Source organism: Rathayibacter sp. CAU 1779 (assembly GCF_054551755.1).
In genome coordinates this window covers 426,517-453,503 of record NZ_JBTOLK010000002.1, presented here as the reverse complement: position 1 = coordinate 453,503, position 26,987 = coordinate 426,517, and the positions used below count along the sequence as shown (strand labels likewise).

Genomic DNA, 26,987 nt, shown 5'->3' with positions numbered 1-26,987 from the left:
CTCGGGTCGCCGGTTCCCACCGGCGACCCGGTGGCATGGCATCGATCGGCACAGAACGATCCCGCCCGCCGATCTCAGCCCACCGACCACCGACACGAGAGCCCATCTCCATGACAGCCCAGACCACAGCCGAACCGGACACCGTCGTCCGACCGCCCAGGCCCCCGCGCCGCCGCAATCCGATCACCTGGGTGAAGCGCGGCGGGCTCACCACCCTCCTCTTCCTGCTGCCACTTCTCATCATCTTCGGCGTCTTCTCCTGGACGCCGATCGTGGAAGCCGTGATCATGAGCTTCCAGAAGACCAACCTCGTCACGCCGGCCGTCTTCGTCGGCTGGGACAACTTCGCCGCCGTGTTCAGGGATCCGACGTTCTGGATCGCCGTGCGCAACACCGGCTACTTCGCCGTCCTTGCGCTGCTCTTCGGATACCCGATCCCACTCGTCGCGGCCGTGCTGATGAGCGAGGTGAAGCGGATGAAGGGCTTCTACAGCGTTCTCGCGTACTTGCCCGTGATCATCCCGCCCGTCGTCTCCGTGCTGCTCTGGAAGATCTTCTACGACGCGGGCCCGAACGGAGTGTTCAACACGATCCTGGGCTGGGTCGGAATCCCGCCGCAGCCGTGGATCCAGGATGCGACGACAGCAATGCCATCGCTCGTGCTCGAGGCCACCTGGGCGGGAGCTGGCGGGACGATCATCATCTACCTCGCAGCGCTGACCTCGGTCTCCCCAGACCTCTACGACGCGGCGGAGGTGGACGGCGCATCCATCTGGGGCAAGATCTGGCACGTCACGTTGCCGCAGCTGCGCGGGATCCTCTTCATCACACTGATCCTGCAGATCATCGCGACGGCCCAGGTGTTTCTGCAGCCGTTCCTCTTCACCGGCGGCGGACCGGTCAACTCGACCACGACCATCCTGCTGCTCATCTACCAGTACGCGTTCACGAACAGCCTCGGCGGTGCATACGGACAGGCGACGGCGCTCAGCCTCATGCTGGCCGTCTTCTTGGCCATCCTGTCCATCGTCTACTTCCGTGTCACGGCGAAATGGAGTGACAATTGACCACCACAGTTCCCGCCGAACTGCCGCTGCAGGAGCCGATCGAGGCCAAGGGCAAGCTAAAGCGTGCTGCCTCCGAGTCGGACGCGGACCGCGGCATCCTCTCGATAGCAGACCGGCGACGCCCGCATGTGCGAGTCATCGGAACCATCCTCAACGTGGTGCTGGGGGTCTCGCTCGTCGTCGTCGGCCTTCTGCCTCTGCTCTGGCTGCTGAAGTCGGCAGTCACCCCGACGGCGGACACGCTGACGCATCCGATGGCGCTGTTCCCGAACGGGTTCGCATGGTCGAACGTGACCAGGGCCTGGAACGACGTGAAGGTCGGCAACTTCTTCTTCAACACCATCTGGATGGCCGCGGGAGAGTGGGCGGTGCAGCTGCTCGTCGCGACGACGGGCGGATTCGCGCTGTCCGTGCTGAAGCCGCGATACGGCAAGATCATCAGCGGTCTCGTGCTCGCGACGCTCTTCGTCCCGGCCGTGGTGCTGCTCGTGCCGCTGTACCTGACGATCCTGCATCCGCCGCTCATCAACCACTCGCTGATCAACACGTTCTGGGCCGTCTGGCTCCCCGCGGGCGCCAGCGCATTCAATGTGCTCCTGGTGATGAGATTCTTCGACAGCCTGCCGCGAGAGGTTTTCGAAGCGGCGAAGACCGACGGTGCAGGCACCTTCAGGCTGTTCTGGTCGATCGTGCTGCCCATGTCGAAGCCGATTCTCGGTGTCGTCTCCGTGTTCGCGATCAACGCCGCCTGGGCCGACTTCCTGTGGCCGAACCTCGTGCTGACCGACATCGGCATCCAGCCGCTGTCGGTGCGACTGCCGCAGATCCAGGGCTCGACCGATCTCGGGGTCTACCTTGCGGCGCTGACGATCGCCTCGTTGATCCCCGTCGTGATCTTCCTCATCTTCCAGCGCACCTTCCTGCGCGGTGGCGGACTCGGGGGAGCGGTGAAGGGCTGACCAGCGGATCTCGGCACGGGCATCCGATCGAATGATCGTCGCGGTCAGGGATCGGATGCCCTGCGCTGACGCCTGGTGCGTCGTCCCTTCTCCTTCGACGCGCTCTGCCGGTCGAATTGATCGATGACGGTGCTGACGAGGAACAAGAAGAACGCGAACGAGCCGATCCAGATGGACAGCACGGCGACCCCGGCCGAGATCACCATCGCGATCAGCGCGTTGCGCCGGGAAGACCTGCGATAGGACGCGGACATGTGCGGCGTCAGACCCCGCTTCGCGGACGACAGATACCACCACTGCACGTAGCCGACGGCCAGGATGTAGAAGAAGTTCAGCGGGAGCAGGAACCGGCCGGGGATCGCCTCCGAGAACCGGTCGGTGAGGGACGTCGTGAACGGGACGAGCACCACTCCCAGGAGTCGGAGGGTGTTGAGCGTGAGAACGACGCTGTCCACCCGTTCGACCACCTCGAACTGGCGAGCGTGGATGGCCCAGAGCAGTCCGAGCAGCACGAAACTGAGCCCGAAGCTGACGAAGCTGGGCCAATCGGTGCCGAGGGCGTGCCACAGCTGCGCCGACGAGGGATCGTCTCCGACGTCGAGCGTGTCAACGCTCAGGTCGAGGACGAGCAGCGTGGCGGCGATAGCGAAGACGCCGTCCGAGTACGCCTGGAGGCGACGCGGCGACAGAGTCTTCACAGGGTCTGCCCTGGGAGCGCCCCCACCGCCGGATGCCGTGGCATCCGTCACGGAATCATCCGACATGCCCGCAGCCTAGAAGGAGCGCGTGTCGTTCCCCACCGGCCACGCCGTCGTGATGGTCCCGAAGCGGCTCCCACGGATCTCCGAAGGCACAGCACCGATCCTCCGCCCTCGCGGGTCAGGCGGGGAGAGCCTGGAGGAAGTGCGAGAACCGCGCGATCGACCTGTCGAAGCCCTGCAGCGCGGCGGAGGAGAGATCGTCGAACGGGTGCGGCGTCGCCTCGAGCACGCCTTGTCGCACGGCATGACTCCAGGTTCCGACCACGCGGCCGGCCGAGACGATGACCGGCAGGAAGACGCCGTTCCCGGTGGGAGAGACCCGGAGCGCGTGCTTCGGCGGCAGCACCGGGGAGCGGTCGCCGTAGCCGAGCACATACTCGTCCCACGCCGGAACGGCGTGCACACCGGAAGGGCGGGAACGGCTGCCGGCATCGGCACGGTCCGAGGCGACAAGGTACTCGCACTCGTCGACGTGCACGCCCTCGAGGTGGGCCCCCGCCGCATCGCGCGCCCGACGTGCATCCGTGAGGGTGAGGCCCGACCACCAGGCGAAGTCGCGCACGGTGGCGGGCCCGTGTCCGTTGACGTATCGGATGATGAACCGCGCCAGGGCCTCGTCACGATCGATGTCGGGATCCGACCGGACGGCCACCAGCTGCGGCTGCTTGCCGCGATTCGGGCCCCACGCCACGAGGCCCCGGAAGGCCGCGTCCCTGAGGAAGCGGTATCCGCGCTCATTCCCGACATCGATCCCCGCCTGTTCCAGTGCCTCGACGGCTTCGGCGCGAGTGGCGGGTCCGTGCTCGGCGACATGGTCCGCGACGGCCGACGCCGCTCGCTCGAAGTCCGCCTCGGTGATACCCCGTTGCACGGCCTCGCGGGCTGCGGAGGCACGCTGCCTGGCAGAGGTGAGCGAGAGCATCCAGGCCAGATCGTCGGCTCGCACGACGTGCAGCGTGCCCCGCATGGTCCAGGAACGGACTGCATCCCCGGTCTCGAAGAGTTGTTCCACCTCGGCCGAACTCGAACCCGACGTGCGAACGCCGATCGCCCATCGTGCCGCTGTGGCGTTCTGCGCCTGCACGGCGCCGAGTCTGGTGACGACGTCGAGAGGGGAGCGCCGGCGGCCGTCGAGATCCTGCGCGTGGAGCCGCTCGGCACGCAGCCACGCGTTCGTCAGTTCCACGCGGGTCCTCTCGTGGCGGGGTTTCGTGTCGTGATGCTCCTCAACGCGGTGTCCTCCGTCTGGGGCCGGTTCGCCTCGCTGTCGTTCGCCTCGCGTTCCGTGCAGCGCTGCGCTCCGCACGCGCTTGTTCCGCCTCGATGATCGTGGCAGGCACCACCGTCAGACGCGGACGCCGAGCGCCACGAGCTGGGCGAGCAGATCGGCGCCATCGGCGCCATAGACCCACGGCACGCCGCTCGTCTGCGTGTGCTTCTCCGCCTTGGGACCAGCGCCCGCGAGCACGGACTCGGTGTTCGAGAGCTGCCGGATCGCGACGGCCGTCACATTTCCCGGATGCTTGCGCGCGAAGTCCGCGTAGATCGCCTCGTCGTGCTGGCCGTCGTCGCCGACGAGAAGCCACTTCACGTCGGGGAACTCTCGCACCAGGCGACGCAGACTGCGCTCCTTGTGCTCTCGGCCGCTGCGGAACCACCTGTCGTGCGTCGGACCCCAGTCGGTCAGCAGCAGGGCGCCGGGGGGAAAAAGGTTGCGGGACAGGAATCGCGTGACGGCCGGCGCCACGTTCCAGGCTCCGGTGGACAGGTACACCATCGGAGCGCCGGGATGCGAGGACGCGAGCCGCTCCAGCAGAACGGCCATGCCGGGCGTCGGCACACGCGCGTGCTCGTCCACCACGAACGTGTTCCAGGCGGCCAGGAGCGGACGGGGGAGTGCCGTCACCATGACGGTGTCGTCGACATCCGAGATGACCCCGAAGGATGCTTCGCTCGCCACCACCTGAACGGGCGCGGTGGCGACCTGCCCCGTGTGTCCGGCGCGCAGGGACACCCAGTGTGTTCCGGGCTCCAGCGTGACCGGGATCACGGTATCGACCACGCCGCCGCGATCCGGGCGGACCGTGTGCGTGCTGCCGTCCACCTCGACCGTCACCTCGACATCGCTGAACGGCACGCTCACGAAGCTTCGCCAGCCGCGCACACTCTCCTCGCGCTTGCGGTTCGTACGCTCTGCGCGAGAGCCGGGCCGCGGATCCCTCGCCAGGACGACCCGGCCGAGCACCCGGATCCACTCGGTGGTGCCGTATCCGCTGTAGGAGAGCACGGTGGGCAGGTAACCGCGTTTGAGCGCACGGCGCCCGCGGAAGGCGTGGAAAGCATCCTCGATGCGCGCGGCACGGTGCATCCTCTGCACGGGGCGGGGATGACGGGCCATCGGTACAGTCTTTCACGAGCACGGATGTCGACGGAGTCGCCCGACCCCCTGGGAACATGAAGCTTCGTCGGATAACGTCGAAACCACGAGCGCCACACGGTGCGTGCGCAGCGCGGCGCACGGAAGGAGACAGTCGGATGATCGAGCAGATCCTGGTCGGAACGCAAGACGCCCCCGGCGGCGCCGCCCTTCGAGTCGAGCCCGCGCAGGAACGAAGCCTCGCCCGCATCGATGCACTCCTGGATGCCGCAGCCAACGTCGTCGACGAGGTCGGGTTCGATCGGCTCACGACGGCGCAGGTCGCCGAGCTGGCGGGTGCGTCGATCGGCACCGTGTACCGCTACTTCCCCGACCGCATCGCGCTGCTGGTCGCCCTGCGCGATCGCGCCGTGTTGCGCTATCGGATCGCGGCCGCCGACGCGATCGAGAAGACGCAGCCCGCGACCTGGCAGGGCGCCATCACCTGCCTCGCCGACGAGTTCGCGACGATGTTCCGCATCGAGCCGGGGTTCCGCATCATGCGGTTCGAGGAGGTGCGAGGCGTCGACGAGGAGGTCACGGCCGTCGACCACGTGCACGAGTTCGCCGAGCGGGTGGCCGAGATCCTCGTCAGCCGATACGGGTTCACGCACGACGACGAACTCGTCTTCCACCTCGACATCGCGAGCCAGATGGCCGAGGCACTGACCGAACGCGCCTATCTGCGTCATCAGCACGGTGACGAGCGCACCCTGCGCGAGGCATCCGTCGTTGCGGTGGCCTATCTCGAGAAGTACTACGCCTGACGCGTGGGGCGCGACGCGCCCAGCCTGAGCTCTGCTCACGCCTACGCGTGTTGCGGCGCGTTACCTGTACATCGCCGTGGATGTCGGGGGAGTGCGTCATAGTGGGAATCGTCGAATCGCCCTCGACCCCCGGCGGCAACCGTGGTTCGCTGGGGTGATGCCAACCGACGTGCGACGATCTCGTCCACTCGCCCAGGAATGAGCCACCACAGCATGATCGAATTCCGATCGGTGACCAAGCAATTCCCCGACGGCACCGTCGCGGTGCGGGACTTCAGTCTCGTCATCCCTTCGCGCAAGATCACGGTGCTTGTCGGGTCGTCCGGCAGCGGCAAGACGACGATCCTGCGCATGATCAACCGCATGGTCGACCCCACCAGTGGCGCGATCGAGATCGACGGGGACGACATCGCCACGCTCGCACCGGTAGGCCTTCGGCGCAGCATCGGCTACGTGATGCAGAACTCGGGACTTCTCCCTCACCGCAAGGTGGCGGACAACATCGCGACCGTCCCTTTGCTGCGCGGCGTGAAGCGCAAGGATGCCCGTACCCGAGCCCTCGAGCTGATGGACACCGTCGGCCTCGACCGCTCGCTCGCGGACCGGTATCCGAGTCAGCTCTCCGGCGGCCAGCAGCAGCGCGTCGGCGTCGCGCGCGGCCTCGCGGTGGATCCCAACATCCTCCTCATGGATGAGCCGTTCGGAGCCGTCGATCCGCTGGTGCGCGCAGAACTGCAGCACGAACTGGTCCGCCTGCAGCACGAACTCGGCAAGACCGTCGTCTTCGTCACGCACGACATCGACGAGGCGTTCCTGCTGGGCGACAAGGTCGTCATCTTCAAGAAGGGCGGAATCGTCGCGCAGATCGGCACGCCGGAGGAGATCCTGGCCGATCCGGCCGACGACTTCGTCGCCCGATTCGTGGGAGCGGATCGCGGCAAGCGGGCGCTGCACGTGCGCAACGAATCCGGGCGGGACATCGTGGTCGATTCGGACGGGCGACCGGCGGGCGTGCTCGTGGGCCGGGACGCCGCGGATGACAAGGCCGAGGCGCGTGACACCGCCTCGGGTGCTTCGGCGCAGGGTGATCAGCCGCGGTGAACTGGCTGATCCAGAACGCGGGGCAGATCTGGCAGCTGACCCTGGTGCACGCCGGTCTGTCGGCGGTTCCGATCATCATCGGATTCGTGCTCGCGATCCCGATCGGCTGGCTGACCAACCGCTATCGGCTCAGCAAGGGCACGGTGCTGGCGATCGTGGGAATCCTCTACGCTGTCCCGTCGCTGCCGTTGATCATCGTGCTGCCAGGGATCCTCGGCACGCGCATCCTCGATCCGGTGAACATCGTGGTGGCGCTCACCATCTATGCGATAGCGATCATGGTGCGCACGGCATCCGACGCCTTCGCGTCAGTCGATGTCGACGTGCTGCTGTCGGCGACTGCCGTCGGCTTCTCGACGTGGCGTCGGTTCTGGACCGTGGAGCTCCCGCTGGCCGGACCTGTGCTGCTGTCCGGCATCCGCGTCGTCTCCGTCAGCACCATCAGCCTTCTCACGGTCGGCGCCGTGATGGGTGTGACGAGCCTCGGCTACCTCTTCCTCGACGGCTTCCAGCGATCGTTCCCCCTTGAGATCATCACGGGCATCGTCGCCATCGTCGTCATCGCGGTGATTTTCGATGCCCTGCTGGCGCTGGGTGGAAGGCTGCTCCTCCCGTGGAGTCGACGCACGGCGGCCGGTGGCGGGAGCGCGCGGAATACCGCCGAATTCGAGACGGCGGACATCTCGTGAACAGCTGGCAGTCGACGTTCGCGTGGCTCGCGGATCCCGCCAACTGGGCGGGACCCGGGGGCATCCCGACGCGTCTCGGCGAGCACGTCGTGTACACCATCGTGACGCTCCTGGTCGCTGCGGTGATCGCGATACCGATCGGAATGGCGATCGGTCACACGGGCAAAGGCCGAGCTGTGGCCGTGCAACTGTCCGGAGCGCTGCGCGCCCTGCCGACACTGGGCGTCGTGCTGCTGCTCGCTCTCTGGTTCGGTCTCGGTTTGGGTCCGCCACTCATCGCGATGGTCATCCTGGCGCTGCCACCACTGCTCGCCGGGGCGTATTCCGGCGTGGAGTCCGTCGACCGTGCCACCATCGACGCCGCGCGCTCCATCGGGATGACGGGCTGGCAGGTCCTGTTCAAGGTCGAACTTCCGCTCGCGCTGCCGATCATCATCGGCGGTCTGCGATCCGGATGCCTGCAGGTGATCGCCACCTGGACAGTCGCCGCCTACCTGCCGCTCGGAGGACTCGGGCGTTTCATCTACGACGGGTACGCCGTGCAGAACTACGCCGAGATGCTCGGGGCATCCGTGCTCGTGATCGCACTGGCGCTCATCGCCGACGGCGTTTTCGCCATCGTGCAGCGACTCGTCGTGCCGCGCGGAGTCATCGTGGGGCGCGCATCCGACGTTCGCACGCGGCAATCCAGAAAACTTGCACCGACCTCGCAATCCACCACAGCAGGCTGAGGCCTGAGGCCAGCCCAGAGAAGAAAGCGAAGCACCATGTCATTGAAATCACGCAGCATCGCCCTCGCCGCCGTCGCGGCGCTGAGCGTCGTGGCCCTCGCGGGATGCGCCTCGAGCAGCCCGCTCGACAGTTCATCCACCTCCACCTCGAAGGCCGGCGGATCGATCGTCGTAGGCTCCGCGAACTTTCCGGAGTCCGAGATCATCGCGCAGATCTACACCCAGGCGCTCAAGGACAACGGCGTCGATGCGAGCATCAAGCCCAACATCGGCGCTCGCGAGGTGTACCTCAAGGCGCTCCAGGACGGCTCCATCGACCTCATCCCGGAGTACTCGGGCAGCCTGCTGCAGTACTACGACTCGAAGAGCCCTGCGCAGTCCAGCGACGATGTCTACGCGGCACTGAGCGACGCCCTGCCCAAGGGGTATCAGGTGCTCGACCAGTCGAAGGCACAGGATGCCGACTCGTACAACGTGACGAAGGAGTTCTCTCAGAAATACGGCGTGACCAGCCTTTCCGACCTCAAGAAGGTCACGGTGCCGCTCACTGTCGGGGCCAACCCGGAGTTCGCCGATCGTCCGTACGGCATCAAGGGACTCAAGTCGGCGTACGGCGTGACGGCCACGCTCGACCCGATCAGTGACGGCGGCGGCCCGCTCACCGTGAAGGCGCTCCAGGACGGCACCGTCCAGTTGGCGGACATCTACACGACGAGCTCCGCGATCAAGGACAACGACTTCGTGACGTTGAAGGATCCGAAGAACATCATCATCGCTGAGAACGTCGTACCGGTCATCAACTCCAGCAAGGTCACCACGAAGGTCTCGAATGTCCTGAACAAGGTGTCCGCGAACCTGACCACCGATGACCTCGTCACCATGAATGACAAGAGCTCCGGCTCGGCGAAGGAGTCCGCGGCGCAGATCGCCAAGGAGTGGCTCGCCGAGAAGAACCTCTTCACGAAGTAGCGGGCGCACGATCACGCTGACATGCGTGAGAACGATGAGGGGCAGCTCCCCGCGGAAAGTGCGATAGCGCGGTCCCGCAAGGAGCTGCTCCCCTTCTTAGTGGACGCCGAGCTCGTGTTCGAGGTGATGTTCGCCAGCGCGTGGGGCGCGTTCTGGCTGGATGCCGGCATCCGCTCGACCACGGGACGGAGTCTGCTCGGGGCAGCATCGCCGGTCAGGCCGAGCTACCTCGTGACGGATGGCCGGCTCCAGGAAGTCGTCGACGGACGCGTCCGCCCTGTGGCGGGCACGCTTCACGGCCGAATGCGGGCCGAGCTGGAGTGGGCTCGAGGGTCGGCACAGGGGATGCCGTCTGGGCACCCGACTCCCGTTCCGGAGGCCGACGCATCGGCAGAAGCATCGCCTCTCGGATGGGTGGGCTGGCTCGGCTATGAATACGGTGCGGCGCTCGTCGACGCCGATCTGGTCACGCCGGGTGCGGCCGATGCGGCGCCGGGAGAAACGCGGACCTCGATACCGGACGCCGTCCTGCTCGCGGCCGATCGGATCGTGTCGATCGATCACGCGTTGGGGGAGACGTGCCTCTGGTTCGTCGACGACGAGGATGGCCGAGCGTGGGCCGAGCGCACCCGCCACGAGCTGGAGCGGCTCGCCTCGGACCCCACTCCGGTACGACGACCGTCGGGCGGCGACGGACGCAGCATCGGGACGCCGCGGTGGCGGAACTCCGATGATGAGTATCTGCGGATGATCGCCTCATGCCAGGAGTCCATCCACGCCGGCGATGCATACCAGCTCTGCCTGACGACCCAAGTGTCGGTGACCACGGATGAGGATCCTTTCGAGGTCTATCGCCGGGTGCGGCGCGGTTCGCTCGCGGGCCACGGCGGATACATCCGAGTTGGGGAGGCCGCACTGCTCAGCGCCTCGCCCGAGTTGTACCTCACCGTCGGCGACGGCGTGGCGGTGAGTCGTCCGGTGAAGGGCACGCGGCGAAGGGGGAAGACGGGCACCGAGGACGTCGAGCTCCGAACGGAGCTCGCGGCCGACGAGAAGGAACGCGCCGAGAACCTGATGATCGTCGACCTCATGCGCAACGACCTCGGACGCGTCGCACGACTGGGCGGTGTGAGCGTGACAGAGCTGCTGCAGGTGGAGACGCACGAACACGTCCATCAGCTCGTGAGCACCATCCGCGCGGAGCTGGCAGAGGGGACCGACGTGTTCGATGTGCTGGAGGCGTCCTTTCCTGCAGGGTCGATGACCGGAGCGCCGAAGCTCAGCGCGATGCGGATCCTGCACGGGCTGGAAGCCGGACGGCGGGGCGTCTACAGCGGATGCTTCGGCCGCATAGGACTCGACGGCAGTGCCGAGTTGGCCATGGTCATCCGCTCCATCGTGATGCGCGACGGACGAGCGACGATCGGCACAGGAGGAGGGATCACGGCACTGTCCGTTCCGCAGAATGAACTGGCGGAGGTGAAGCTGAAGGCGGCGGCGCTGCTCGCGGCGCTGGGCGCGTGAGCGCGGCATCCGCTCCACTCTTCGGCAGCCGGATGCCGTGCCGCAATGCGCTCGACACGAGCGAGTAATCTTGGAACGCCCCTTTTTCCGTGCGGACGGTGCTGTCCGCACATCTTCCCCGCACAGAGATTGAGAGCGCCGTGCCAGAACACGACGAGCGAGACGCGTCAGACGCCCGCTACGACTTCGCCGCCATCCAGGCCAAGTGGCTGCCGGTGTGGGAGCAGCTCCAGCCGTTCCGCACGGATGCCCCCGACGACAAGCGACCCCGCAAGTACGTGCTCGACATGTTCCCGTACCCCTCCGGCGACCTGCACATGGGGCACGCCGAGGCGTTCGGATTCGGCGACATCGTCGCCCGTTACTGGCGGCAGCAGGGCTTCAACGTGCTGCATCCGATCGGCTGGGACTCCTTCGGACTGCCGGCCGAGAATGCGGCCATCAAACGAGGGATCGACCCTCGTGGCTGGACCTACGACAACATCGCGCAGCAGAAGCGAAGCTTCCGTCTCTACGCGCCGTCGTTCGACTGGACCCGGGAACTGCACACCAGCGACCCCGAGTACTACAAGTGGAACCAGTGGCTGTTCCTCAAGCTGTACGAGAAGGGGCTCGCGTACCGCAAGGACGGCACCGTCAACTGGTGCCCGAACGACCAGACCGTGCTCGCGAACGAGCAGGTCATCGACGGGCACTGCGAGCGCTGTGGATTCCCGGTCGAGAAGAAGAAACTCACTCAGTGGTACTTCCGTGTCACCGACTATGCCGACCGGCTGCTCGACGACCTGAACCAGCTCGAAGGCGCATGGCCTCCCCGTGTGCTGACGATGCAGCGCAACTGGATAGGCAGGTCCGTCGGCGCCGACGTCAACTTCAAGATCGAGGGTCGCGACGAGACGCTGCCGGTCTACACGACGCGTCCCGACACGCTCTACGGCGTGACGTTCATGGTCGTCGCCCCCGATTCCGACCTGGCGGCGGAACTGGTCGCGGATGCCTCGCCCGAGGTGCGCGCCCGATTCGACGCCTACCTCAAGCAGACGCAGGCGACGACCGACATCGAGCGCCTCAGCACGGAGCGGGAGAAGACGGGTGTCTTCCTGGAGCGTTACGCGATCAACCCGCTGAGCGGCGAGCGCCTGCCGATCTGGGCTGCGGACTATGTGCTGGCCGAGTACGGGCACGGCGCGATCATGGCCGTTCCGGCCCACGATCAGCGCGACCTCGACTTCGCGCGCACGTTCGATCTGCCTGTGCGGGTCGTCGTGGACACGAACGCGCCGGTCACGGGCGCCATCCCGATCATTCCGACGGACCCGGAGACCGGCGAAGCCATCCTGCCGGAGGACCTGCCGCCGCTGGATCCGTCAGAGACGGGCGTCGCGCTGACCGGCGATGGCAGGCTGATCAATTCCGGGCCGTTCAACGGGCTGAGCAAGAACAACGCCATCCACCGCATCACGGATGCCCTGGCCTCGTCATCCATCGGCCATGCGTCCCGCAATTTCCGGCTCCGCGACTGGCTCATCTCGCGTCAGCGGTACTGGGGCACGCCCATCCCGATCATCCACTGCCCGGACTGCGGCGAGGTGCCGGTGCCGGAGGACCAGCTGCCCGTTCGACTGCCGGATGCCGAGGGCCTCGACCTCAAGCCCAAGGGGACCAGCCCGTTGGGCGCCGCGACCGAATGGTCCACCGTCGACTGCCCAACGTGCGGCGGCAAGGCCACGCGGGACAGCGACACCATGGACACGTTCGTGGACAGCTCGTGGTACTACCTGCGCTTCCTGTCGGCGAACGACGACACACAGGCGTTCGACCCGGCCGAGGTCGAGAAGTGGGCGCCAGTCGACCAGTACGTCGGCGGCGTGGAGCACGCCATCCTGCACCTCCTCTACTCGCGCTTCATCACGAAGGTGCTCTTCGACCTGGGCTATGTCTCGTTCACCGAGCCGTTCACGTCGCTGCTCAACCAGGGGCAGGTCATCCTGAACGGTTCCGCGATGAGCAAGTCGAAGGGCAACCTGGTCGAGTTCGCCGACGAGCTGCGCCAGCACGGCGCCGACGCACTGCGCGTCACGCTCGCGTTCGCCGGACCACCGGAGGACGACATCGACTGGGCAGACGTCTCGGCCGCGGGCAGTGCGAAGTTCCTGGCTCGCGCGTGGCGCGTCGCACACGATGTGGACAGCTCCCCGGACGTCGAGTGGCGTTCCGGTGACGCTGCGCTGCGCCGCGTGACGCACCGCCTGCTCGCGGAGGCTCCCGCCCTGATCGAGTCGTTCAAGTTCAACGTGGTCGTCGCGCGCCTCATGGAACTGGTGAACGCGACCCGCAAGGCCATCGATTCCGGTCCGGGCCCGAAGGATGCCGCCGTGCGCGAGGCCGCGGAGACGGTCGCGCTCGTGCTGAACTTGTTCGCGCCGTACACGGCCGAAGACATGTGGTCGACGCTCGGCTATGAGCCGGCGATCGCCGCGCAGCCCTGGCGCAAGGCGGATCCGAGCCTGCTGGTCGAGGAATCCGTGACGGCGATCGTGCAGGTCGACGGCAAGGTGCGCGACCGCATCGAGGTCTCGCCGCGAATCGGCTCGGACGAGCTCGAGGCGCTGGCGCGGGCATCCGAGGCGGTGCAGCGGGCACTCGGAGATCGTGAGATCTCCGCGGTGATCGTGCGTGCGCCGCGCGTGGTCAACATCGCGACAGCGAAGTAGGTGATCGTTCCCGGCGTCCACAGGGCGTCGGGAACGGCAGTCATCCCCTGATCGGCGACATCGCCGAAGGCACGGTGCAAGCGCGCCCTAACGTCGCACGAGTGGATGCCGACGACCCCTTCGCCCAACTGGCTCCGCGTTCGCGCACGCTCCCTCGCTCGGTCAAGGTGCGGATCGGCGTCGGGGCCGCGGTCGTTCTCGTCATCGTCGCGTTCGGCATCGCGGTCCTCGTCGGGCTACTCGCGCCGCAGGGGGAGACAGCAGATGTGCCGGCCATCGCGGTGACGGCGGGGTCCGCCAGCCGGGCGACGCCCTTGCCGACGCCGAGCGCACTCCTGTACGTGCACGTGCTCGGCGCCGTGAACCGTCCGGGGCTGTACACACTGGCCGGCGGATCGCGTGTGGTCGACGCGATCGGCGCTGCCGGGGGCATGACGGCGGATGCCGAGCAGTCCGGCGTCAACCTGGCTCGTCTGCTCTCCGACGGCGAGCAGCTGGTGGTGCCGCACATCGGCGAGCCCGTTCCGGCCGCAGGCACGGCGGCTGGCGAGTCCGGCTCCGGGGGCTCCGTCCCCGGTGCCAAGGTGAACCTCAACACGGCGACGGAGGAACAGCTCGAGACGTTGCCCAGGGTCGGACCGGCGATGGCCGCGAAGATCCTCGCCTGGCGCACGCAGAACGGGCGATTCACCTCTGTCGACGACCTGATGAACGTGAGCGGCATCGGGCAGAAGACGTTCGACGGCCTCAAAGACATGATCACCGTCTGATGCACGATCTCCGTCTCGTGCTTCCAGCCCTTGCCGCGTGGGTGGGCGGTGCCGTCGCGATCGGAATGCCGCAAGGCCTCTGGCTCACCGTCGCCCTCTGGTGCGTCGCGGTTGCAGCTGCCGGGGCCGCCGTGGCGCTTCGCCTGCGTGACCAGGGCGACGGCGAGGACTCGGCACGCCTGCGGGGGAGCAGACTCGGGCGACTCGCCACGATCGCGGCGGCCGTGTGCGTGGCGGCGGCGGCCGCCGCGCTTGTCGCGACGGCCGCGAACGCTGCCATGCCGTCCCGGCGTCCGGATGCCATCGAACGGCTCGCCCACCACACGGTCACTCTGCGGGCGGACGTCGCCTCCCTGGCTCAGCCGTCGGCGACCTCGGCGAATGCGGGCGGCGGCGTGCGCTTCTCCGCCATCGTCACCGCGATTTCGACGGGATCCTCCGGCTCGGCGTCGTCCTCCGAATCGTCTGCGGCCTCGAACTCGACAAGAGATCCGTCGTCGGACACCGTCCTGTCGGGGGTCGCGCGGATGCCCGTCCTCGTGTTCGCACCTTCTGGCACTCGAGTCCAGATCGGCCAGGCCGTCACGGTGGTCGGAACGGTGACCCTGTTGCCGTCGGGATCGGAGACTGCCGGGCTGGTGTATGCCTCGGCGAAGCCGCGCGTGGTGGGCCGGCCGAACGCACTGCTGGGCGCGATGAACGGCGTCCGCGCCGGATTCTCGGCGCAGGCCGACGGCTTGCCCGGCGACGGAGGTGACCTACTCCCTGGCTTGGCGATCGGGGACGTCCACCAGCTTCCGACGTCGCTTGGGGACGCCATGAAGGCAGCCAGCCTGACGCACCTGACGGCGGTGTCCGGCGCGAACTGCGCGGTCCTGGTGTCGCTCGTCGGGGCGGCGGCTGGCGCGATCGGCCTGGGGCGTGGCATCCGAGCCGCGTGTTCGCTCGTCGCACTCGGCGGCTTCGTCGTGCTCGTGACGCCGCAGCCGAGCGTGCTCCGCGCCGCGGTCATGGCGGCCGTGATCGTTGTCGGCACGTGGGCGGGCAGACCCGGCAGGGCCATCCCTGCCCTGTCACTCGCCGTCGTGGTGCTGCTCACCATCGACCCTTGGCTGTCGGTGGATTTCGGGTTCATTCTTTCCGTGCTCGCGACGGGTGCGCTTCTGCTCCTCGCGCCGTCGCTCGCACAGCGACTGGAGCGCTGGATGCCCGCCCGGCTCGCCGCGATTCTGGCGGTGCCGATCGCTGCCCAAGTGGCCTGTCAACCGGTGCTCCTTCTCCTGAACCCGACGGTGCCGCTCTACGGCGTCCTCGCCAACCTGGCGGCCGAGCCGGCGGCGCCGATCGCGACGGTGCTGGGTCTCGCGGCGTGCCTGCTCCTGCCGGTCTGGCCGGCGGCGGGTGCCGCACTGGCGCACGTGGCGTGGATCCCGTCGGCGTGGATCGCCGCGGTCGCGCGGGTGAGCGCTGCCCTGCCGGGGAGCGGTCTGGGCTGGATCGACGGCGTCGTCGGGTTCGTGCTGATGGTTCTCCTGGCGATCGCGATCGTCGTGCTCGTGCTGCGTCCGACGCGACGAATAGGGGTGGTGGCTCGTGCCGGGGCGCTCATGGCCGTGGCCGCGATCGCGGCATGTTCCCTGGCAGGTGTCGCCGGCGCCCGTGTCGCAGAATCGCTGTCCCGTCCGGCGCAGTGGAACATCGCCGCCTGCGATATCGGGCAGGGAGATGCCGTGTTGCTGCAGAGCGGATCCGCGCACGCCCTGGTGGACACCGGCCCGGATCCCGACCGACTGACCACGTGTCTGGACGAGCTCGGCATCCGTCGCATCGACCTGCTCGTGCTCACCCATTACGACATGGACCATGTCGGCGGAACCGCGGCCCTGATCGGCCGGGTCGGCGTCGCGATGGTCGGCCCGCCCGCCGACGAGCGTGGCGAGCGGCTCGACGCGCAGCTGGCGGCCGGAGGCGCGACCGTGCATGTCGCCCAGACGGGAGACGCCGGGCGACTCGGCGACCTGGCGTGGCGCGTGCTGTGGCCCGACGCGGACCGTCACGGCATGGAGGACGGCAACGAGCGCAGCGTCACCATGCTGTTCGAAGGCGATGGCATCCGCTCGCTCTTCCTCGGCGATCTCGACGAACGGGCGCAGGACGCGCTGCTTGCGACGGGACGCGTGCCCTCCGTCGATGTCGTGAAGGTGTCACACCACGGCTCGCGGGATCAGTCGGAATCCCTCTACCAGCATCTTTCGGCGGCGGTCGGCATGATCTCGTGCGGTGCCGGCAACGACTACGGGCATCCGACAGCAACGGCACTGGGCATCCTCAACCGGGCGGGAACCCGCGTGATGCGCACCGACGTGCAGGGGATCCTGATGGTCGAGGCAGCCGGAGACGGTGGCCTGAAAACCTGGACGCAGAAGCACGCGACGGCCGCGCAGCTGGCACATGCGGGGACCGGCCGCGGTGTCGCCGGCGGCGGATAGGCTTGCCGAGCGGAATTCGACGGAAGCGGAGTCAGTGGCAGCCCGAACGAGTGGATCAGGTGCACGCTCTGGTGGTGCACGCCCGGCGGCGGCATCACGCGGGGCATCCCGCGCGACATCGGCCCGCGGAGGCGCACGGGCATCGGTGAAGACCGTCATCCCGCAGCTCGCCTGGAGTGACGTACGCGCCGCACCCGTTGTGTTGGTGAGCGGAACGGAGACGGTGCTCGCCGAGCGCGCCATGCGCATCCTGCGCGACCGGCTTCGCGATGACGATCCGAGTCTCGAGATCACGGACATCAGCGCACCGGACTATGTGGCGGGGGAGTTGGCCTCCGTGGCGAGCCCCTCGCTCTTCGGAGAGCCCAGGCTGCTCCGAGTGTCGGCCGCCGAGCGATGCAACGACGTCTTCGTCGAAGACCTTGTGGCCTACCTTCAGGCGCCGGCCGACGACACCACCGTCGTGGTGCGGCACGGCGGCGGCGTACGCGGCAAGCGATTCCTCGATGCCATCCGCTCCGGAAGCGGTGACGGTGTCGAGGTCATCTGCGCCGAGCTGAAGCGCGACAGCGACAAGTACGACTTCGCGCAGGCGGAGTTCCGCATGGCGGGCAAGAAGGTGACACCGGGCGCATTGCGGGCGATCACCGGCGCCTTCACCGACGATCTCGCCGAACTCGCTGCTGCCTGCCAGCAGCTCATCGCGGACACCGGCGCGGAGGTCACCGAGGCCACCGTCGACAGGTACTACGGCGGTCGTGTGGAGACCAACGCCTTCAAGGTCGCGGATGCCGCACTCGCCGGTCGTTACGGGGAGGCGCTTCTCACGTTGCGTCACGCACTGGCCTCCGGAGCGGATCCCGTGCCGCTGGTCGCCGCCTTCGCCAGCAAGCTTCGCACCATGGCCAAGCTGTACGGCGCCAGGGGCAGCTCGGCTCAGCTCGCCTCCCAGTTCGGTCTCGCCCCGTGGCAGGTGGACCGTGCCAGACGCGACCTCCAGGGCTGGACGGAAGGCGGACTGGCGCGCAGCATCGAGGTCGTCGCTGACACGGATGCCAACGTGAAGGGCGCCGGCCGAGACCCGGTGTTCGCCCTTGAGCGCATGATCGAGGTGCTGAGCGCCCGCGGCGAGTCCGATCGCTGAAGTCGGCGCATGCGTCGAAAAACGCGACATTACAGGCCTGAACGATTCACCGGGCCACCGGGCCGGGGATTCGCTGGGGACCGGTCCGGTCCGTTTCGCCGGACCGCCTGTCGTGGCGATCGTCGAGCCGGTGGCCGGGACGGTTTACGAAGCCACTGCCTGCCCAGCGCCCGTCTGCGGGAAGCAGCACGACATGAGCTCGAGAGGCGTCCGGCCCGAAATGCACGGAACCCCGTCCGAAGACGGGGTTCCGTGACTCGAAGCCTCAGCGGGCCGTTGCGCCGATCGGATCGGCGAGCGCCATTACAGCGCGGCGACCTGCTTCGCGATGGCCGACTTGCGGTTCGCGGCCTGGTTCTTGTGGATCACGCCCTTGCTGACGGCCTTGTCCAGCTTCTTCGACGCGTGGGCGAGAGCCGTGGTGGCCTTGTCCTTGTCGCCGGCGGAGATGGCCTCGCGGGTGGAGCGGATCGCGGTCTTGAGCTCGCTCTTGACGGCCTTGTTGCGCTCGCGCGCCTTCTCGTTCGTCTTGATGCGCTTGAGCTGCGACTTGATGTTTGCCACTGAAGTGTTCTTTCGTTGTGAACGGACTGATGAAAGCCGCCAGAGGGTAGAGGGGCCGCCGGCGGCCATTCGCACGCGTGTGGGACACGTGCGCAAGCCGACTAACCATGGTAGCAGAGCCCCTGAGTGACATGCTGCAGTCTGTGCCGCCACTCGATGACGGACTTCGTTCAACGGCCCCGGTGCTCAGCCTTCCGAAGTGGGCACCGGGGCCGTTGCGTCCTCCGGGAGGGATCGGATGCGACTGCACGTCCCGATCCCTCCCATCACGTGTCACTGCACGGACATGGCGAAGATGTGGATCGCCGATGTCGACGGCAACTGCACGCTCTGCACGGTTTTGCCCGCCGTGAGCGGAATGGAGTTCACGAACACGCCGTATTGGTAGTTGGCATTCGCGTAGCCGGACGGCGTCGAGCGGCCGTTGGTCGTGATCGCCAGGGTCGAGCCGTAGTCCGTCGGCGGGTTCGCTGCGGAGAACAGCCAGTTCGGGAAGCCGAGCGTACCGGTCGATGTCGTCCCGTCGGTGTAATCGACCGTCACGGTGCCCGACGTGAAACCGGCCTCGGCTCCCAGGAAAGCGAGGCGCGATCCCGACCCGGACTGCAGGACGAGCTGGCCGGCGGCCTGTACGTTGTCGTTCGTCCCGACCGCCGCACTGGGCCACGTGAACGTCGCGCCCGCCGCGGTGACTGTGCTGCCGGGGGTCACGCCCGCTGCCGCCAACTGCTCAGCAGAGTAGGAGTCGCCGGAACCGTCGAAGTTGCCGTTCGTCGTTGCCGTCTGGGACGTGACGCCCACATTGTTGAAAGCCGAGGCGAGGTTCGGATACGGCGCGTTCGTCAGGACGTCGAATCCACCGGAGACGGATGCTCGCGATGACCAGCCCCAGCGGTAGGTGGCCGTCGCTGTCACGACCGTGTCCTGCGGCCCTGGCTGCGGCGCCGACACCTTCACCGTGAACCTCGCCGTCGTCGAGCCGCCGACCGGGATGCTCCCGAACCCGCGCGATGCAGGACTGATCTTCCAGCCGGACGGCGTGGAGAGGGCGATGGTGCCGCCGCTGATGCCTTGGCCGCTGTAGTTCGTGGCGATGACGGTGACGGTTCCCGAGTCGCCTGCGCTCAGCGTGCCGGATTTCACAGTCAGCGCCACGGCCGGCGCCGCGTGGTCGGTGTCTCCGACGTGCACGCGGTACATGACGGTTCCGTGCGCCGCGACATCCGCGGAGATCGTTCCGAGGGTCGAGGTTGCTGCACCGGTCACGAGATCCGTCAGCTTCAGCGGCGATGCGCCTGCGAGACCGATGTTCGCAGCGGTCGTGGTGATGGTCTGCGCCGAGGAGCCGCTGTTGAACAGCACGACCGACACGTCACCGTTGGACAACGGCTTGGCGAGAACGTCGTAGTTCGTTCCGGACTGCACGATGCTTCCCTGTGTGCCCAGACGATCCTGGTCCACCGCGATGATGTTCTTGTTCGACAGGATCTTCAGTGCGGCGGGCGACAGCTTCGTGAGGTTGGTGCTGCTGATGAGGGGCGACGCCATCTCCGCCCAGAGCGCAACCTGGGACTGCATCTCCGCGTTGCTCAGGCCGCTGTCCCCGGCGAGCAGGAAGTCCGGATCGTTCCAGTGGCCGGGTCCCGCGTACTGGCCAAGGCCCACGTTGTATCCGTAGTTGTACGTGATCGCATTCCACTTCGAGGCGGCCGATTCTTGTCCGAGTGCGGTGTCGGCACCCTCACGCCAGAGGTTGGAGATGGTGCTTGTCGCGGCGATCACGCTCTGCCAGTCAGAAGTGCCCTGGAAGTACGCCGGAGCGGATGCCGAGAAGACGATCGGACGTCCCGTCGCGATCAGCGCCTTGCTGAACTCCGCGTACGCCTGGTCGTATGTCTGGGCGTCGGTCTGTCCGGCTACCGACGGCACGTTGCACCCGTCGAGCTTGACGTAGTCGACACCCCATGAGGCGAAGAGATCCGCGTCTTGCGTGAAATGTCCCCAACTGCCGGCGTATCCGCCGCACGTCGACGTGCCCGCGTCTTCGTAGATGCCGAACTTGAGCCCGAGCGCGTGGACCTTGTCCGCCACGTACTTCATGCCGTCGGGGAACAGGGTGGTGTCCGCCTGCAGGTTGCCGTCGGCATCGCGCTGCTTCTGCATCCAGCAGTCGTCGATCGTGACAGTGTCGTAGCCGACCTTCGCCAGACCCGTGGTCACGAGTGCCTTTGCCTGCTGAAGGATCAGGCTCTCGTCGATGTTGCACTGATAGTACGACCAGTCGTTCCACCCCATGGGCGGCGTGAGTGCCAAGCCGTTGTACGACGCGTTAGTGGTGGTGGCACCCCCTTTCTTGACGGCCTTGGCGGTCTTGGAGTCGGGCGACGCGGTTGCGGTCGGCGAAGCGGTTTCGCCAGACGATGCCGGTGCAGGCGTCATCGTGGAGGTGGAGGTGGAGGTGGACGTTGGGGTTGGTGATGGTGTACCGGGTGGCGAGGCTGCGAAGGCCGGAGACGTGAGGCCGGCCAGCCCGACGATCAAACCGATGGAGACGACAACTGCACCACTTCGCATGCGCATGCGATCCCTCTTCTCTCAGGACGGTTGAGTCGACGGCACCCCACGTGACTTGGCAGACCGCTGGCCCGGAGGGCCCCCTGAACTGGGGTCTCAATGAGGCAGAGCGATGCACCCGGTTTGCGCGAAAGTGCACGTTTGGTCCTGACAGTACGCAGGATCAATCAGCTGCCAAGTGTTCTGTCGTTTCGAGCATCTTTCTGATCGACCGTGGAGCGCCGCGCACCGAATGGTCCCGTTGAGGCGAGGCGAGACCCGTTCCGTCGCCGCGCGGAGCATCCGACGGTTCATGGGAGAATTGCCGAACGATGTCCCCACGTGCCACAACGGCCCTCGAGCCCGCCGCGACAGACCCTGCGCGCATCCGCAATTTCTGCATCATCGCGCACATCGACCACGGCAAGTCCACGCTCGCCGACCGCATGCTGCAGCTGACCGGTGTGGTCGAGGAGCGCGCCATGCGCGCGCAGTACCTCGACCGCATGGACATCGAGCGCGAGCGCGGTATCACCATCAAGAGCCAGGCAGTGCGCATGCCGTGGCAGTTCGAGGGCGACACGTACGCCCTGAACATGATCGACACGCCCGGTCACGTCGACTTCACCTACGAGGTGTCGCGATCCCTGGCGGCCTGCGAGGGCGCGATCCTGCTCGTGGATGCCGCACAGGGCATCGAGGCGCAGACGCTCGCGAACCTCTATCTGGCGCTCGAGAACGACCTCGCGATCATCCCTGTGCTGAACAAGATCGATCTGCCTGCTGCGGAGCCTGAGAAGTACGCGCGCGAGCTGGCGGATCTCATCGGCGGAAGTCCCGATGACGTGCTGCGTGTCAGCGGCAAGACCGGGGCAGGCGTCGATGCGCTGCTCGACCGTGTGACGGCGCTGGTTCCCGCGCCGACGGGGGTGAAGGATGCTCCGGCGCGGGCCATGATCTTCGACTCCGTCTACGACAGCTACCGCGGTGTCGTGACGTACGTGCGCATGGTCGACGGGCAGCTCACCGCGCGCGAACGCATCCAGATGATGTCGACGCGTGCCACCCACGAGCTGCTCGAGATCGGGGTCAGCTCGCCGGAGCCGACCCCCACTCGCGGCCTCGGCGTCGGTGAGGTGGGCTATCTGATCACCGGTGTGAAGGACGTGCGCCAGTCCCGGGTGGGCGACACGGTGACGAACGCGACCAAGCCGGCATCCGATCCGCTCGCGGGATACACGGACCCCAAGCCGATGGTCTTCTCCGGCCTGTATCCGATCGACGGCAGCGACTACCCCGACCTGCGCGAGGCGCTCGACAAGCTCAAACTCTCGGATGCCGCCCTCGTCTACGAGCCGGAGACCTCCGTCGCGCTCGGCTTCGGATTCCGTTGCGGATTCCTCGGTCTGTTGCACCTCGAGATCGTCACCGAGCGCCTCGAGCGCGAATTCGGCCTCGACCTCATCACGACTGCGCCGAGCGTGATCTACGAGGTCACGACGGAGGACGGCAAGCAGATCACGGTGACGAACCCGAGCGAGTATCCGACGGGCAAGGTCAAGACGGTGAGCGAGCCGGTCGTGAAGGCGGCGATCCTCACGCCCAAGGACTATGTGGGCACCGTCATGGAGCTGTGCCAGTCCCGCCGCGGATCCCTGCTCGGCATGGAGTACCTGGGCGAAGACAGGGTGGAGATCCGGTATTCGATGCCGCTGGGAGAGATCGTCTTCGACTTCTTCGACCAGCTGAAGAGCCGCACGCAGGGCTACGCGAGCCTGGACTACGAGCCGTCCGGCGAGCAGGAGGCGGATCTCGTGAAGGTCGACATCCTGCTGCAGGGCGAGCAGGTGGACGCGTTCAGTGCGATCGTCCACCGCGACAAGGCCTACGCCTACGGGGTCATGATGACCGAGCGTCTGAAGAAGCTGATCCCGCGCCAGCAGTTCGAGGTTCCGGTGCAGGCAGCGATCGGCGCGCGGATCATCGCCCGCGAGTCCATCCGCGCCATGCGCAAGGACGTGCTCGCCAAGTGCTACGGAGGAGACATCACGCGTAAGCGCAAGCTCCTCGAGAAGCAGAAGGAGGGCAAGAAGCGCATGAAGATGGTCGGTCGCGTCGAGGTCCCCCAAGAGGCGTTCATCGCGGCGCTGTCCGGCGACGTCGAGGGCAAGGACAAGTCCAAGTAGAAGTTCGGTGGAGGTGCTCAAGGCTGTCCGAGCCGGGCGCCTCCACCCGTCACCCGACGGCGACCCGCTCGGTGTGCCGGTCCCCGTCGAACGCGCCACGCCAGGCATCCCTCGGAGCCCTTGCCGTCACGATCGCCACCCACAGACTGGCGGCGAACAGCAGAGCGTCTGCTGCGAGGCCGGAGAGGATGCCCGCTGCATACGAGCTCGGCCTCGTGCAGCCCGGTGAGGATGCCTCCGGCAACGTCGGCTAGACTGCCTGGGCGAAACGGGGGCGCGGGGTTCGTCCCGACGAATGCCCATTGCTGACACGAAGGACGAGTCCACGAACGCTATGCGCCGAAGTACCTTCACCGATCAACCGGTGACCTACGCCGCCGTCGGCGCGACGCTCGCTCATGACCTGACGCAGCATCCGCCGAAGGGATACCGTCCATACGCGCGGTCCATCAGGCTGGGCAGCGGCGACGACCGTTTCGAGACCTCGTCCCGCGCCCTGATGACCTGGGGCGTGCAGCGCGGCAGCGACGTCGAGGTCGTCAGCGTGGATCCCGGCACCGGCGAGGAATACGCCGGTGTGCGCTATGCGGACGATGGAACGCCGGAGCGTCTCGAGCGCCATCGCGGCACGGAGGCGGTGTTCGACGAGGACGGGCATCCGTACATCTCCAACGGCATGACGGCGCTGCTGCGGGTGCCGTTCGGACCCTTCCACCTCAACGCGCCCGTACGTGTGGTCTATGTGATCGAGGAGGAGAACCGCGTCGGATTCGGCTACGGGACGATGCACGGGCATCCGCTCTCCGGCGAAGAGTCCTTCGTGCTCGAGAAGCGCGACGACGACTCGGTGTGGCTCACGATGCGGTCGTTCTCGAGGACGGCAGGGGGTGCCAAGGCGTTCATCGCGCCGTTCGTGCGCATCGGACAGTCGCAGCTCGCCAAGCGCTATCTCCGGGCGTTGCATCCAGTGACGGGCAACCCGGTCATCGCAGAGGCCTCGGCGGCCGGTGAGACGGATGAGGCGACAGCGACGATTCCGTCCGTCGATGTGCAGATGCACCGCGACCCCGCTGCGGAGGCCATCGCACGGGTCGAACATGCCGAGCACACTGCCGATCGCTGATCCCGCCCCATCGGACGGCCTGCTTCCGGCATCCGCGGCCGTCGATGCGAGCTCACGGGATTTCGGCGTGTACCTCCATGTGCCGTTCTGCCGTGTGCGGTGCGGATACTGCGATTTCAACACGTACACCTCCACCGAACTCCGTGGCGTCCGCCAGGCCGACTACGCGGAGCAGGCCGCGACCGAGGTGGCGTTCGCCGCGGAGGTGCTGGAACGCTCCGCTGTGGCGAGCCGTGAGGCCGCGACGGTCTTCTTCGGGGGCGGTACGCCCACTCTCCTGCCGTCCGCCGACCTCGCGTCGATGCTCGGTGCGGTGCGATCGACGTTCGGCCTCGTGCCGGGCGCCGAGGTGACGACCGAGGCGAATCCCGACAGCGTGGATGCCCGCTACCTTGCCGACCTCGCCGACGCCGGCTTCACCCGGGTTTCGTTCGGCATGCAGTCCGCCGTGCCGCACGTGCTGCGCACCCTCGAGCGCACCCACGATCCGGAGCGGATCCCGCTCGTGGTGCAGTGGGCGAAGGATGCGGGCCTCCAGGTGAGCCTCGACCTCATCTACGGCACGCCGGGGGAGTCGCTGACGGATTGGCAGACATCCGTCGAGGCGGCGCTGGCATGCGACCCCGACCACCTGTCTGCCTATTCGCTCATCGTCGAGGACGGCACGAAGCTTGCCAGGCAGATCCGCCGCAGCGAGGTGCCGGAGCCCGACGAGGACCTGCAGGCCGACATGTACGAACTCGTCGACGAGCGGCTCGAGGCCGCCGGCTTCCAGTGGTACGAGGTGAGCAACTGGGCGAAGGATGCCGCGCACCGGTCCCGGCACAACCTCGCGTACTGGCTCGGCCACGACTGGTGGGGCGTCGGACCCGGTGCGCACAGCCATGTTGGCGGCGTGCGGTGGTGGAACGTGAAGCATCCGGCGGCATACGCTCAGCGCGTCATCTCCGGAGAATCGCCGGCGGCCGGCCGCGAGACGCTGGATGCCACCACCCGCGAGTTCGAAGACGTCCTGTTACGCGTACGCATCCGCGAAGGGTTGCCGGTCTCGGCGCTGCATGGTGCGGGGCGATCGGCGGTCGCCGGCCTCATCGCCGACGGACTCGTGGATGCCAAAGCCGCCCTGCACGGGTCGGTGGAACTGACCAGGACAGGGCGGCTGCTGGCCGACGCCGTTGTGCGTCGGCTGGTGGCGTAGCGGGCGACTTTACTTCACGAACGGGATCGACAGCGGATAGTTGTACGGCTGTCCCTGGTTCGCGCGAACCGCGGCGATGATGCTGAAGACGATGATCAGCACCTCGACGGCAAGGATGACGAGGATGCCGATGATGATGAACGTCAGGATGAACCCGACGATGTAGGCGATCAGCATCGTGAGCTGGAAGTTCAGTGCCGAGGCGGTGTGCTGACGGATGAACGGACCGCGGTCCTTGAGCACCAGGTAGCCGATGAGCGCCGGGATGAAGCTGAAGAAGATGCCCAGCACGTGGACGAGGATGGCCCACAGCTTTTCATCGGAGGGATTGAGAGGCTGCTGCGGCTGCTGGTACGGGTTCTGGGGCGGTGGGGGCGGGGGAGGGACGTTACTCATCACTGACTCCTTCGAATGGCCGCGTCACAGTGCGCGACGCTTCGCGCCAACAACATAGGGCACGACGGCTCGCAGGGGAAGAGCCCGGGACGGCGCGCCGTCCCGGGCTCCTCGTGCTGCTCAGCAGCCGCGCTTGGTCACTTGATGAAACGGAAGTTCCACGGGTAGCGGTAGCTGCCACCCGCGTTCACCCGGACGCCGCCGATGATCGAGAAGATCACGTTCAAGATCCACAGGACAAGCGGCAAGAGTCCGATGATCGGCGGCAGGAACCACAGCCCGACCGCGTAGAAGATGCCGTTGATGATCGAGACGACGATCCACAGGGCGACATAGAGGATCGTGAAGGTGATCTGCCAGTTCAGGGCTTCCTTGCCTTCGACATTCGTGCGCGGTCCGCGGTCCTTGAGCACCAGCCAGATGATGAGCGACGGAAGGAACCCGATGATGCCGCCGATGTGCGCCCACATCGCCGCCGACTTGTCGCCTTCGGGGCTCAGCGGCTGGGCGGGAGCCGCATAGGGCTGCTGCCCGTACGGCTGCTGCTGACCGTACTGCGGTTGCTGCTGTCCGTACGGTTGCTGCTGGCCGTTGGGCTGCTGCCCGTACTGCGGAGGCTGCTGCCCGTACTGCGGTTGTTGGCCGTACTGGGGCGGCTGCCCGTATTGGGGCGGCTGAGGAGCCTGCGGCGGCTGCGGAGCAGGCGGCTGCTGGGGCTGATCTGGCTGCTGCGGCTGGCCCGGCTGCGCGGGCTGTCCTGGCTGCTCAGGGCTGTTGGGATCGCTCATGGCACTGTGCCTTTCGATGGCTCGGTCGCTGTCTCGCTCTGGGCGGGAACGGGCCTGCACAGCCACGTCGCCGCGCGA

Annotated in this window: 23 protein-coding genes; 15 read left to right on the top strand and 8 right to left on the bottom strand. The window is 67.1% G+C overall.

The window, feature by feature from the left end; translation table 11 throughout:
- Positions 1-110 precede the first annotated feature (110 nt).
- Together ACX9R5_RS13025 and ACX9R5_RS13020 are read left to right on the top strand one after the other, a co-directional pair.
- Entirely contained in the window at positions 111-1,067 is a 957-nt protein-coding gene (locus tag ACX9R5_RS13025; RefSeq protein ID WP_459409455.1) for a carbohydrate ABC transporter permease, read from the top strand.
- The gene (locus ACX9R5_RS13020) at positions 1,064-2,026 is read left to right on the top strand and encodes a carbohydrate ABC transporter permease (protein WP_459409454.1); all 963 of its coding nucleotides are present in this window, start codon (positions 1,064-1,066) and stop codon (positions 2,024-2,026) included. Before ACX9R5_RS13025 ends, ACX9R5_RS13020 begins: the two co-directional genes overlap by 4 nt.
- Positions 2,027-2,070: 44 nt before the next feature.
- Here the strand turns inward: ACX9R5_RS13020 and ACX9R5_RS13015 are convergent, their stop codons facing one another.
- The 3 genes from ACX9R5_RS13015 to ACX9R5_RS13005 all read right to left on the bottom strand — a co-directional run bounded on the left by ACX9R5_RS13015 (position 2,071) and on the right by ACX9R5_RS13005 (position 5,185).
- Positions 2,071-2,790: a TMEM175 family protein gene (locus tag ACX9R5_RS13015; RefSeq protein WP_459409453.1), complete on the bottom strand. Its 720-nt coding sequence runs from the start codon at positions 2,788-2,790 to the stop codon at positions 2,071-2,073.
- A gap of 115 nt (positions 2,791-2,905) precedes the next feature.
- Positions 2,906-3,973 carry a winged helix DNA-binding domain-containing protein gene (locus ACX9R5_RS13010; protein WP_459409452.1) on the bottom strand — a complete coding sequence of 356 codons (1,068 nt, stop codon included), beginning with the start codon at positions 3,971-3,973 and terminating at the stop codon, positions 2,906-2,908.
- 159 nt (positions 3,974-4,132) lie between these two features.
- The gene (locus tag ACX9R5_RS13005; RefSeq protein WP_459409451.1) at positions 4,133-5,185 is read right to left on the bottom strand and encodes an App1 family protein; all 1,053 of its coding nucleotides are present in this window, start codon (positions 5,183-5,185) and stop codon (positions 4,133-4,135) included.
- Positions 5,186-5,322: 137 nt separating this feature from the next.
- Between ACX9R5_RS13005 and ACX9R5_RS13000 the strand changes: the two genes are divergently transcribed.
- The 10 genes from ACX9R5_RS13000 to holA all read left to right on the top strand — a co-directional run bounded on the left by ACX9R5_RS13000 (position 5,323) and on the right by holA (position 18,101).
- On the top strand, positions 5,323-5,970 hold the full coding sequence (locus tag ACX9R5_RS13000) for a TetR/AcrR family transcriptional regulator (protein WP_459409450.1): 648 nt from the start codon (positions 5,323-5,325) through the stop codon (positions 5,968-5,970).
- 213 nt (positions 5,971-6,183) lie between these two features.
- Positions 6,184-7,071, top strand: coding sequence for an ABC transporter ATP-binding protein (locus ACX9R5_RS12995; protein WP_459409449.1), 888 nt, complete (start codon positions 6,184-6,186; stop codon positions 7,069-7,071).
- Positions 7,068-7,760 carry an ABC transporter permease gene (locus ACX9R5_RS12990; RefSeq protein WP_459409448.1) on the top strand — a complete coding sequence of 231 codons (693 nt, stop codon included), beginning with the start codon at positions 7,068-7,070 and terminating at the stop codon, positions 7,758-7,760. The genes ACX9R5_RS12995 and ACX9R5_RS12990 overlap by 4 nt, the downstream gene beginning before the upstream one ends.
- Positions 7,757-8,491 carry an ABC transporter permease gene (locus ACX9R5_RS12985; protein ID WP_459409447.1) on the top strand — a complete coding sequence of 245 codons (735 nt, stop codon included), beginning with the start codon at positions 7,757-7,759 and terminating at the stop codon, positions 8,489-8,491. The genes ACX9R5_RS12990 and ACX9R5_RS12985 overlap by 4 nt, the downstream gene beginning before the upstream one ends.
- A gap of 36 nt (positions 8,492-8,527) precedes the next feature.
- Positions 8,528-9,460 carry an ABC transporter substrate-binding protein gene (locus ACX9R5_RS12980; RefSeq protein ID WP_459409446.1) on the top strand — a complete coding sequence of 311 codons (933 nt, stop codon included), beginning with the start codon at positions 8,528-8,530 and terminating at the stop codon, positions 9,458-9,460.
- A gap of 21 nt (positions 9,461-9,481) precedes the next feature.
- Positions 9,482-10,984 carry an anthranilate synthase component I family protein gene (locus tag ACX9R5_RS12975; RefSeq protein ID WP_459409445.1) on the top strand — a complete coding sequence of 501 codons (1,503 nt, stop codon included), beginning with the start codon at positions 9,482-9,484 and terminating at the stop codon, positions 10,982-10,984.
- Positions 10,985-11,124: 140 nt separating this feature from the next.
- Complete coding sequence (gene leuS / locus ACX9R5_RS12970; RefSeq protein ID WP_459409444.1) at positions 11,125-13,698, top strand: leucine--tRNA ligase; 2,574 nt, start codon at positions 11,125-11,127, stop codon at positions 13,696-13,698.
- A gap of 101 nt (positions 13,699-13,799) precedes the next feature.
- Positions 13,800-14,468 (top strand): helix-hairpin-helix domain-containing protein, encoded by a 669-nt coding sequence (locus ACX9R5_RS12965; protein ID WP_459409443.1) that lies wholly within the window; start codon positions 13,800-13,802, stop codon positions 14,466-14,468.
- Positions 14,468-16,957 carry a ComEC/Rec2 family competence protein gene (locus ACX9R5_RS12960; RefSeq protein WP_459409442.1) on the top strand — a complete coding sequence of 830 codons (2,490 nt, stop codon included), beginning with the start codon at positions 14,468-14,470 and terminating at the stop codon, positions 16,955-16,957. The genes ACX9R5_RS12965 and ACX9R5_RS12960 overlap by 1 nt, the downstream gene beginning before the upstream one ends.
- Before the next feature lie 145 nt (positions 16,958-17,102).
- Positions 17,103-18,101: a DNA polymerase III subunit delta gene (holA, locus tag ACX9R5_RS12955; protein WP_459409441.1), complete on the top strand. Its 999-nt coding sequence runs from the start codon at positions 17,103-17,105 to the stop codon at positions 18,099-18,101.
- Positions 18,102-18,404: 303 nt separating this feature from the next.
- On the opposite strand, the gene rpsT is transcribed toward holA, so the two are convergent.
- Together rpsT and ACX9R5_RS12945 are read right to left on the bottom strand one after the other, a co-directional pair.
- Positions 18,405-18,665, bottom strand: a complete 261-nt coding sequence (rpsT, locus tag ACX9R5_RS12950) for a 30S ribosomal protein S20 (RefSeq protein ID WP_459409440.1) — start codon at positions 18,663-18,665, stop codon at positions 18,405-18,407.
- Between the two features lie 273 nt (positions 18,666-18,938).
- Positions 18,939-21,104 carry an NEW3 domain-containing protein gene (locus tag ACX9R5_RS12945; RefSeq protein WP_459409439.1) on the bottom strand — a complete coding sequence of 722 codons (2,166 nt, stop codon included), beginning with the start codon at positions 21,102-21,104 and terminating at the stop codon, positions 18,939-18,941.
- Between the two features lie 446 nt (positions 21,105-21,550).
- On the opposite strand from ACX9R5_RS12945, the gene lepA reads away from it, so the two are divergent.
- The gene (lepA, locus tag ACX9R5_RS12940) at positions 21,551-23,404 is read left to right on the top strand and encodes a translation elongation factor 4 (protein WP_459409438.1); all 1,854 of its coding nucleotides are present in this window, start codon (positions 21,551-21,553) and stop codon (positions 23,402-23,404) included.
- Positions 23,405-23,453: 49 nt separating this feature from the next.
- On the opposite strand, the gene ACX9R5_RS12935 is transcribed toward lepA, so the two are convergent.
- A complete protein-coding gene (locus ACX9R5_RS12935; protein ID WP_459409437.1) occupies positions 23,454-23,648 on the bottom strand; it encodes a hypothetical protein in 195 nt (64 codons plus the stop codon).
- Between the two features lie 90 nt (positions 23,649-23,738).
- On the opposite strand from ACX9R5_RS12935, the gene ACX9R5_RS12930 reads away from it, so the two are divergent.
- Positions 23,739-24,527 carry a DUF1990 family protein gene (locus ACX9R5_RS12930; protein WP_459409436.1) on the top strand — a complete coding sequence of 263 codons (789 nt, stop codon included), beginning with the start codon at positions 23,739-23,741 and terminating at the stop codon, positions 24,525-24,527.
- Complete coding sequence (gene hemW, locus ACX9R5_RS12925) at positions 24,502-25,725, top strand: radical SAM family heme chaperone HemW (protein ID WP_459409435.1); 1,224 nt, start codon at positions 24,502-24,504, stop codon at positions 25,723-25,725. The genes ACX9R5_RS12930 and hemW overlap by 26 nt, the downstream gene beginning before the upstream one ends.
- Before the next feature lie 9 nt (positions 25,726-25,734).
- Here the strand turns inward: hemW and ACX9R5_RS12920 are convergent, their stop codons facing one another.
- Together ACX9R5_RS12920 and ACX9R5_RS12915 are read right to left on the bottom strand one after the other, a co-directional pair.
- Positions 25,735-26,121 (bottom strand): DUF4870 domain-containing protein, encoded by a 387-nt coding sequence (locus ACX9R5_RS12920; protein WP_459409434.1) that lies wholly within the window; start codon positions 26,119-26,121, stop codon positions 25,735-25,737.
- A 137-nt stretch (positions 26,122-26,258) separates the two neighbouring features.
- Positions 26,259-26,909: a DUF4870 domain-containing protein gene (locus tag ACX9R5_RS12915; RefSeq protein ID WP_459409433.1), complete on the bottom strand. Its 651-nt coding sequence runs from the start codon at positions 26,907-26,909 to the stop codon at positions 26,259-26,261.
- Between the last annotated feature and the right edge of the window lie 78 nt (positions 26,910-26,987).